The 8,301-nt window shown below is 60.3% G+C and carries 5 protein-coding genes and 1 pseudogene; 4 read left to right on the top strand and 2 right to left on the bottom strand.

Going from position 1 to position 8,301, the window contains the following annotated elements; translation table 11 throughout:
• From D7V80_RS42035 to D7V80_RS38890, 4 genes and pseudogenes are all read left to right on the top strand, one after another.
• Positions 1-617 (top strand): annotated as a pseudogene (locus D7V80_RS42035) (hypothetical protein); the annotation flags it as partial.
• Between the two features lie 90 nt (positions 618-707).
• Entirely contained in the window at positions 708-1,583 is an 876-nt protein-coding gene (locus tag D7V80_RS38900; protein ID WP_120592859.1) for a 4-hydroxy-3-methylbut-2-enyl diphosphate reductase, read from the top strand.
• Between the two features lie 123 nt (positions 1,584-1,706).
• Entirely contained in the window at positions 1,707-2,060 is a 354-nt protein-coding gene (locus tag D7V80_RS38895) for a hypothetical protein (RefSeq protein WP_120592858.1), read from the top strand.
• A gap of 117 nt (positions 2,061-2,177) precedes the next feature.
• On the top strand, positions 2,178-2,666 hold the full coding sequence (locus tag D7V80_RS38890) for an SRPBCC family protein (RefSeq protein WP_120592857.1): 489 nt from the start codon (positions 2,178-2,180) through the stop codon (positions 2,664-2,666).
• A gap of 54 nt (positions 2,667-2,720) precedes the next feature.
• On the opposite strand, the gene D7V80_RS38885 is transcribed toward D7V80_RS38890, so the two are convergent.
• Both D7V80_RS38885 and D7V80_RS41600 read right to left on the bottom strand, forming a co-directional pair.
• Positions 2,721-3,842, bottom strand: a complete 1,122-nt coding sequence (locus D7V80_RS38885) for a catalase family protein (RefSeq protein WP_120592856.1) — start codon at positions 3,840-3,842, stop codon at positions 2,721-2,723.
• Between the two features lie 381 nt (positions 3,843-4,223).
• Entirely contained in the window at positions 4,224-8,183 is a 3,960-nt protein-coding gene (locus D7V80_RS41600) for a hypothetical protein (RefSeq protein ID WP_147447366.1), read from the bottom strand.
• Positions 8,184-8,301 lie beyond the last annotated feature (118 nt).

Genomic DNA, 8,301 nt, shown 5'->3' with positions numbered 1-8,301 from the left:
CGCCTGCTCCGAACCCCGCGCCTTCCGCGAAGGAGAAGGCGCGCGCGGCGAGGAAGGAGTCGGATGACGCCGACGACAAGACCCGCGTGGGCGTGGATCCGTTGAGCGTGGACCAGCTCGTCGCGCTGAAGATCGCGGGCGTCACCCCGGAGGTCGTCGAGCGCATCTCCGCCATGGGCTACGAGCCCACGGTGAACACGCTGGTCGGCTTCCAGCACGCAGGCGTCACGCCGGACTACGTGAAGTCCATGACAGACCGCTTCGGCCGCTCCATCCCCGCCGAGCAACTGGTGGCCATGAAGCACATGGGCGTCACGCCGGAGTGGCTGGGGCAGATGGCGGCCCTGGGCTTCGGCAAGGAGGACTCCGACGACCTGCTGGCCGCGAAGGCAATGGACATCAACGCCGCGTGGCTCAACGAGCTGAAGGCCGCGGGCTTCGGGAACCTGACGCTGGACGAGGCCGTGCAACTGCGCGCGATGTCCGTCGACGCCACCTTCCTGCGCGAGCTGGACGCCGCGGGCGTGAAGCCCGCCACCGTGGATGAGCTGGTGCGCCTGCGCGCCGGCGGCGTTGACGCGGACTTCATCCGCCGCATGCAGAAGCCCCGGAAGTAACCCCTCCCTTCCTCTCCCATGCGGTCCCACCGCGCGCGCCATCCCGGGCGCGCGGGCAGGCCGCGCCTTGCCCGAAAAGGAGTCGCCGTCATGACGTCGCGCCTGTCTCCGTGGCTCACCCTGTTCGTGATGCTCCTCGCCCTCCCCGTCCTCGCCGCCGATGCGCAGCGCACCGGCACGTGGGGCGCGTACGTGAAGGAGCAGCAGTTGCAGCTGTCGTTGCATCCGAAGGACAAACCGGATTCGCACCACGGCTTCTCCGCGCCGCTCACCGACTTCCAGGGGCTGTCCACGGCGGAAGGAAGCAGCGCCCCCTTCAAGCTGGTGCGTGAGGCGGGCACGTTCGACTTCGAGGGCCGCATCAAGGACGGCCAGGGCGTGGGCACCTGGCGCTTCAGCCCGGACGCCAGCTTCACGAAGAAGCTGGCGGAGCTGGGCATTCCCAAGCCGGACGCGGACGAGCAACTCCTCCTGGCCAGCGTGAACGTCGGCCCCCAGCGCGTCCAGGCGCTCGCGGCCACGGGCCAGAAGGTGACCACCGTGGATGAGCTGGTCCAGGTGGGCATCTTCCACGTCACCCCGGAGTACGTCCGGGCCATGGCGGCCGAGGGCTACCCGAAGCTGACGATCGAGCAATTGGTGGCCTCCCGCATCCACAACGTCACGCCGGAGCGCATCCAGGGCTTCGCGGCGCTCGGCTTCAAGGGCCTGCCCCTGGACTCGCTCCTGGCCATGAGCATCCACGGCGTGACGCCGGACTTCATCCGCGAGATGCGCGGCCTGGGCTTCAAGGACCTGAGCGCGGATGACCTGGTGGCCATGCGCATCCACGGGGTTACGCCCGCATTCGTGAAGGAGATGCGCGACGCGGGCTACGAGAACGCCACCGCGGACGACTTCGTCTCCATGCGCATCCACGGCATCGACTCCGTCTTCGTCCGCTCCATGTCGAAGAAGCGCAAGTAGCCAGGCACGGTGTCGTAGGTTTCCCCTACGTCATCCGGCCTACCCCGCTTGTCATGCGAACGCGGCCATGCCGCAATCCGCGGTGCAAGGCATTGCCGCCCTGCACCGGCCGGAGCGTTGCACATGCGAAGCATGATTCGAGCGTGGTTCCTGATGAGCCTCTCCCTGGGCGTCCTCACCGCCTGTGGCCCCTCCACGGGGGCTGACGAAGCCGCGATGCCTGACGGCGAGGCCCAGGTGGAGCAGGAGATCGGCACGGATCCCAACTGTCCCATCTCCCAGATGCAGTCGATGATCACCTGGCAGGCCGAGTGCCGCACGAACTGCTCGAACACCGCCGGGTACGATGAGCCGAACACCACCTACGGCGGCTATGGGTTGCCCGGCACCAAGTACAAGCGCTGCTGCCCCCCAGGCGGCAGCTGTACGGTCTGGAAGCTCATCGGGCCGGTCTGCCAGGTCTGCGAACTCCACTGACCCGCAGCCAGGGCCCCGCCCGACCGAATGCTCGGCCGGACGGGGCGCAGGCCCTGACGTCGGGTGCGCATCTTGGAGGGGTGCGCCACCGCACCTCCAGCGCACGAAAGGAACGTCATGACCACCCAAGTCACAAGTTCACCCAAGGCACTCGTCACGCAGACCGCCGAGCGGGAGATTCGCATCGAGCGCATCTTCAACGCGTCCCGCGAGCGGGTGTGGAACGCCCTGACCGACCCCACGCTCGTTGCCCAATGGTGGGGCCGGGGCAACAAGCTCGTCATCGAACGCATGGACGTCCGGCGTGGCGGCCATTGGCGCTTCGTCGAGCACGCGGAAGACGGCACGTATGGCTTCGAGGGCCGCTTCCGCGAGGTGAAGCCCCTGGAGCGCATCGAGCAGACCTTCGAGTGGGACGGCGAGCCCGGCCACGTCTCGGTGGACACGACGACGCTGGAGGACCTGGGCGACGGCCGCACGAAGCTCGTCAGCGTTTCCCTGTTCCACACCGAGGAGGACCTGAAGGGCATGGTCCAGGCCGGCATGGAGCAGGGCATCAACCAGAGCTACGCGGCGCTGGACAGGCTGCTCGTGCTGCCCCACTGAGACAGGGCCCCAGGGGCGGGAGGCTTCCGGGCCTCCCCCCGCTCCCCCCGGGGTTCAGGGAAGGTCGCCAGCGCCGCGCGGCTCCTTCACGGGCTGGCCATTCTGCTCCCTGCGGGCGCGTCCCACCGCCTCATACACCGCCATGCGCGCGCGCATGATGCCGCCCAGGGGCCGGTGCGCGGCCAGGCTGTGCGCGGGGCAGAACACCATCCCCTCGTCCACGGCGTCCTGCATGGCCGGGTCGTACGCGTCCTGCGCGGGAAACACGAGCCGCGCGACGGGCTGGTAGGGGCTCTCCTCTTCCGACCACTCCGCGTTCGCGTCCTCCACGGGCATCCGCTTCAAGTCGGTGCACAGCTGGATGCCCACCACGAACTGCGCAGGGTTGGAGCGGAAGAACTCCACCACCTCCTTGCGCAGACCGTCGAAGTCCTTCACGTCCAGCCTCGCGTCCTTCAGCGACCGGAGCGCTGGCGAGTCCGGCGTCACGCGCAGCTTCGCGATGGAGTCGCCGTACCGGAAGGGAACCTGGCTGTAGTACGGCTCGCCCAGCGGGTGCAGGAAGGGGTGGCCGAAGAAGTCCAGGAGGGAGCTGTCCGCGCCCACCGCGTGCAGGCCCTTGTTCGCGGCGAGCGACACCGCGGACACCGCGCCCTTCACGGCCTGCGGCGTCCGGGGCGCGAGGTTCTCCACGGGCGTTATCTGCGCGAGGAACGACTTCACGTTCGACGCGTTGAACACCTTGCCTGTGTCCAGCACGAAGTCCTGCGTCGTCTGTCCGGCATGACCGGGCAGCATGGGGCCCAGGCCGTCCACGCCCAGGACCTTGAACGCCATGCCGCGCGGGCCGGACACCTTCCGGTCGTCATCCAGGTCCCCCGGCACGTGCGACAGCCGCGCCACCACGGCATACGTGCCGGCCTGGGAGAACAGGCCCTGGCGCAGGTGCGGGGGCAGGTCCTCCAGCACGCGCAGTTCGCCCTTCACCAGCCCGTGGGCCTTGGCGTGCGCGGGCCGCACGGAGCGGCCGTGCTTCGGGCGCGTCAGGGCCATGCCCTTCAGCATCGCGGCGATGACCTCCTGGATGAGCGCGTCCTCGCCAGGCTCCACCACCTCCACGTCGTCGCTGTAGCGGACATAGATGCGCGACGCCTGCTTCGACTCGGACTCGCTCATGCGGAAGGACCGTCCTGGATGATGAGCGGCTGGAGGTAGGGGCCTTGCATTCATCCGGCAGGAACCGCGTCGACTTTCCACGTCTGGAAGGTCCGCTACTGGATGCCCCAGCGGCGCGAAGTAGTGCGCGCCATACACGCGGTCGACGTCATCGGCCCTCTATCCAGCCGAAGCACATCCTCATTCTCCAGGACGTGCTTCAGCGCGTTGGTCGTTGACGCCACGAATACAATCTGTGGTCGTCACCAACTCGGCCGACAGATTTCGCATCACCGGCGCCAATGCCCTACCAGCCCTATCCGACGCACTGCCGCATCAGCATCAATCAACTACGCCGTCGCACGCCACCCCTTGCGCATACCCACTCTCCCTACAAACACCTCACAATCCCCCCTCCTTCGGCAAATCCGTGAGCCACCGCACCTGTTCAGCAGGCAGTGCGACACCAAGGCCCTGCTGAAGAGCCGAGAAGAGAGCACGAATTCCAGCCACACCAGGCCGACGCCTCGCCTCAATCAAACTCTCTTCAACCTTCGCAGGCGCTCGGAAACCAAACCTCCCCGACCTAAATCTCTTCATCCAAAAATCACTCACAAACGGCTGAAGAACCAACCGAGCCATCCCCCCCTTAAGACGAAGAATCTCAACAATATAACCAAATGCCACAACTTGACTCACAAACCCCTGCACCAGCGAGACATCGGAAGCGAACGAGCCCCCCAGAACTGCCATAACCTTGAGTGGGTTTTCCTGCAACCCATCAGCATCACTCACAAGTACAGCAAACTCGCCCGCTGATGCCGCACGCAAAAATGCGGCATCGAAGATCTTAGCTGCAAGCATCCAGAACTCTGGCCGAGCCGACCGAGCAGCAAAATGGTTACATGTACCAACAACCTCATACGCCGCTGTCTTAGCAAGAGGATCGCCTTGCTGCCGCATATGAGCAAGGCGTATGAACACAGGAAGAAGCGCTCTAAAACGCCCCATTGACTCCCCGTCATTAAGAAGAGTCAGCTCGCTACTGGCTTGGAGGGCTTCCGGACTTAGGGCGCGCCGCTGTTCCCTCAGAAGCGTAGTGGCAGCCTCGACACTTCCTCGAATGGCCTCAGAAAACGCATTTGAAGTAAGCAGGTAAGGCAATACCTGTTCTGCAAGCAAAGCTCTTGCAGACTCGTTACCCGACTCCTCCGAGATCCGCACCCCACGCTCGGCCCATCGACGAGCTTCTTGATCATCGCCAATTGCCTCCGCATACATCGCTAGCTGAGCACAAATAAGACCCTTATTGCCATGAACATAAAAGCGCTCCACCTCCTCCGAATAGCGCAGGAAAGTACCAGGCAGAGGCTTAGCGTAATGGCCGCCATCGGCAACAGTGTCAGGGGGATTTCCGGTCGTAACAACAAAGAGATAATAACCAACTGAATGCCCAACAATAGAGAACAGCGCTCTCCACTTTGGTGAATCCTCTTCTGCAAGCAAAATTTCTCTAACGGTTTCCGCCCAGACAGAGTAACTGGACTGAACTCCACTTCGTTCTGAAAGATGAACGCCAAGCTCGCCAAGAGCCTTAACTCGCTCAAGAGGCCCCAATACGGGGTATGCGGTCGCCAACTGAACTGCCTTTTCAGCCAAGCCGACCGCATCGGAGGGACGCACATAATATGCCGACCGAGCCGCTTCAATTTGAGCATGAAGCCTATACACTATCGCAAAACCACCCGTATCAATCCCCAGCGCAGCTTCAATTTCCGCAAGCGCCTCAGAATACATTTTCGCATGACCAAACTGCATACCGGCTATCACACGAACCGCAAACTCAACAATAGGCAAATACCCATATCGTCTCAAGGCCTCCTTGGAGACTCGAACAATTCGATCCAGATCCTTGGAGCCCTCATAAATCGCAGCTATCTGTGCGGCCGCCGAAAATCCAGCCAGCGCAACAAACCCGAGCTCAAAAGCATCCCTCTCAAGCTCTTCCTGCGCGGCAATCACTGCCAACCAGTCCCTCTTCTCTGCGTTTTTCCCATACTCCTCTAGCGCAACCTGCTGAGGAAGCATGAAGCACGACTCATCACGCAAAGCATCATCCACAACCTCAACTGCGAACTTCCGACCCACATCACCGATCTGCCGGACCGTCCGTATCCAACCACGAAGATCATCAAGGGTTCTGACACGGGCGCCATTCATCCAAATCATGCCATAGATCGCCTTATGAAACTCATCTACCGGCGGCCCTTTCCCTGCGGCAATCATTTTCTGCGATGCATCGATTGCATGCAAATAGTACTTCTCCACTATTTGCGAAGGTGCATTTACACGAAGCGGCCCAGCATTCAGGCTTGCATGCATTACAGCAAGAGCATCATCAACAGTAGCATCATCAAGCAAGACATCAAGCCGCTGCAACACCGGCATCGGGTCTCCCCCCAGCGCATCGACGACCCGAACCTGAACACCACGAACATGAATCTTCACCGACCGACTCATGCCCAATGGCAATTCGGAATTCATCCATCGCTCCGCCAAACCGAATTGTCGAATCTGGCGAGGATTTTCTAAGATACTTGCCGTGGCCATCAGATAGACAAGACCGGCCCGATCATGCAGCGCCCCACTCACGAAATGATGAATAGCGACATCAGCCTCAAAAACAGACATCTGCTGACGTCTAACAATCTCATTCCCAAGCCCCCGGTGAATACTATTCCGAATATCGCTTCGAAGGTTTCTAACCCCCATTCCCTCGAGGAGCGGTGAGAGCATGTAACGCTCTGATGAAGTCTCCTGAATCCATAGGCCCCGCAGTTCATCCAAACGCTCAAACGGAGCAGGAACCACAGGAACCACTTCCGCAACTATTTTCAACTGCCGCTCACGAATTGGCTCCACAACCAAGTCAAGGCGGTACAGAAACTCACGCGCTGCTTCTCCCTGCACAGTCTGAAGGAGCAGAGTTTGCGCCTCCCTCTGAACATCTCTGGCAAACCCCCTCATTAGAACCTCCTGGATCGTCTCCTCCGAGAGATTCCAATCTCGCTCCTGCAGGAATCTAATCAATGCACGGGCCAACACAGGATGCCCTGTCGTCACCTCGTAAGCAAATTGCACCAAATTTTCTGTCAGCGCATCTGCAGGTACACGATGAACCTCCAACACCTCTCGAATCTCATCCCTACTCAGTAGCGGCACCAGCCTTTCCATAAGAAACCCAGCTGGCGTGTCTTCTCGAAGCGCCAACGGAAGAGGCGCTGAAGTAGTCGCTATCAACTTCACCCTGGAACAAAGGTCACTATTCGCGTAGTGAAGCAAACGTTCAACAAGCTGCATTCCAGCGCTTAGGCGAGGAAGATCATCCAAGACTACCAACGCCTTCCTCTCATTATCAGCAACCACCATGGCGGTTTCAAAGAGAGAGACGATGTCATCCATTTTCCTATGGCGCAACGAGAGCCATAGGGTTTTCTCATGGTCGATCATGCTCCGCGCCAACTGAGTCTTGCCGATACTAGACTGTCCCGACAGAACGAGAAGGGAAGTCGTCGCCAAGTCATTTTGGAGTGATGCTACAAGCGCGCGACGTTCAACAATCCCCTGACCAATTGGCGGTGCGGCATACACGAACGTGCGTCGACCAAGGGTTATGCTGGCCGAAAGCCCTTGTGATGCTACTATTCGCTGCACTTCGGACCGATACATTGCAAGATTCTGTTCGACCCCCAGCAACCCCTGTTGCACTGTCGAAAGCCCTTGCTCCATCAGAACAACTCTATTTTCAATCTCCAGCAAATGCCCTGTGATTTGCGCAAATAGTGCCTGCTGCTGGGGAGCAAGTGGTGGGCGTGTCAGTTGCGTGATCAACGACTGCCTAGAGACCGCCTTCAATCCGCTCTGGGAAAGCAAGCTAAATACGTAAAAAAACAACCGCTGGTAGAGGTCTTGCGATTCCTCCTCAGTGCTAGCATATTTTTTTTGAATCAATTTCGAACGAATGGCAACAACTAGCGCATTCAAATCGCCTGCATCGAATGACCATTCAACGAGCTTCATGAACTCAAAGAACTGCACAACTGGGCTACTTGCAAGGAATCCCTGAAACAACGTCCACGTATCATCAGCGAGTCCATCAGGCCGACCTGACGAGCGGAGAATCTCAACCAGCTTCTCGACAACTTCTTTATCGGCGTTATTTTGACTGACGATATTGCGCCAATGACCGAGCGCAGGATATCGGGGAGTAAATGGAGAAGGCCGTTCGGTCCCTACACTCGCAGTAGTCAGAAAGCGGAAACGCAGTGACTGACTAGAATTGCTGTGCTTGTGCTGAGGCATCCCCTCATTCATAGGACGGCGTAGACCTCTCGGAAGAACATCTGCGCAAGGACCAGTTCGCCGAAACGCCTCATCAGTGGCTCGAATCGATGTTCTTTCATCATCGGCAGCGCGCCGT

It is taken from the genome of Corallococcus sp. CA054B (assembly GCF_003611625.1).
Classification (GTDB): domain Bacteria; phylum Myxococcota; class Myxococcia; order Myxococcales; family Myxococcaceae; genus Corallococcus; species Corallococcus coralloides.
The sequence above is the reverse complement of the archived record's forward strand: the minus strand, read 5'-3'. Positions and strand labels throughout refer to the sequence as shown.

Coding starts and splice junctions, on each gene's coding strand:
- D7V80_RS38890 (WP_120592857.1), top strand. CDS start 2,178: ATGACCACCCAAGTCACAAGTTCACCCAAGGCACTCGTCACGCAGACC.
- D7V80_RS41600 (WP_147447366.1), bottom strand. CDS start 8,183: ATGCCTCAGCACAAGCACAGCAATTCTAGTCAGTCACTGCGTTTCCGC.
- D7V80_RS38895 (WP_120592858.1), top strand. CDS start 1,707: ATGCGAAGCATGATTCGAGCGTGGTTCCTGATGAGCCTCTCCCTGGGC.
- D7V80_RS38900 (WP_120592859.1), top strand. CDS start 708: ATGACGTCGCGCCTGTCTCCGTGGCTCACCCTGTTCGTGATGCTCCTC.
- D7V80_RS38885 (WP_120592856.1), bottom strand. CDS start 3,842: ATGAGCGAGTCCGAGTCGAAGCAGGCGTCGCGCATCTATGTCCGCTAC.